This is a genomic window from Collinsella sp. OM07-12 (assembly GCF_003438275.1).
Classification (GTDB): domain Bacteria; phylum Actinomycetota; class Coriobacteriia; order Coriobacteriales; family Coriobacteriaceae; genus Collinsella.
In genome coordinates this window covers 1-1,018 of record NZ_QSTQ01000057.1, presented here as the reverse complement: position 1 = coordinate 1,018, position 1,018 = coordinate 1, and the positions used below count along the sequence as shown (strand labels likewise).

The following is a 1,018-nucleotide window of genomic DNA, read 5'->3' as shown; positions in this document are numbered from 1 at the left end:
GGCGGCAACGCCCTCGGCAACAACCCCGTCGAGCAGATCGAGGCCGTGAGCAACACCGCCCACGCTCTCCTCGGTCTTATCGAGCAGGGCAACGAGATCATCATCACCCACGGCAACGGCCCGCAGGTCGGCATGATCCAGAACGCCTTCGCCGCTGCCCACGACGCCATCGGCACCCCCGAGATGCCGCTGCCCGAGTGCGGCGCCATGTCCCAGGGCTACATTGGTTATCACCTGCAGCAGGGCATCGGCCGCGAGATGCACAAGCGCTACAAGCGTTGGCACGCCGCCACCGTCGTCACCCAGATCGAGTGCGACCCGGATGATCCCGCGTTCAAGAACCCGACTAAGCCGATCGGCCCCTTCTACACCGAGGAGCAGGCCAAGGAGTTCATGGCCGAGGACCCCTCCAAGGTCTTCGTCGAGGATTCCGGCCGCGGCTGGCGTCGCGTCGTCGCTTCCCCCGATCCCAAGAAGATCGTCGAGGCTGACTCCATCCTCAACCTGCTCGACAACGAGTTCATCGTCATCGCCTGCGGTGGCGGCGGCATCCCCGTCGTCCGCGACTACGAGAACAAGGGCTGCTACAAGGGCGTTCCCGCCGTCATCGACAAGGACCTGGGCGGCGAGCTGCTGGCCGAGGACTGCGACGCCGACGTCCTGTTCCTGCTGACCGCCGTCGAGCATGTCGCCATCAACTTTGGCAAGCCCGACCAGGAGGAGCTCGAGGACCTCACCGCCGACGAGGCCGAGCGCCTGGCCGACGAGGGCCAGTTCGGCAAGGGCTCCATGGAGCCCAAGGTTCGCGCCGCCATCAAGTTCGCCCGTTCCCGCAAGGGCCGCACCTGCATCATCGGCGCCCTGGACAAGGCCGCCGAGACCATGGCCGGCCTCTCCGGTACCCGCATCCACGAGTAGTCTCTACTCTGTTGCCTCTCTCGTGGGCGCCAGGCAAAGCGCCCACAAACTACTTCTCTTCATGAGCCCTGCAGTCCGCTCCGACTGCGGGGCTTTTGCT

General features: G+C 65.7%; 1 protein-coding gene. It reads left to right on the top strand.

Features of this window, described 5'->3' with window-relative positions:
- Nucleotides 1-918 (top strand): carbamate kinase (gene arcC / locus DXB98_RS10045; protein ID WP_147330332.1); only part of this gene is annotated, 918 nt, incomplete at its 5' end.
- Nucleotides 919-1,018: the final 100 nt, after the last annotated feature.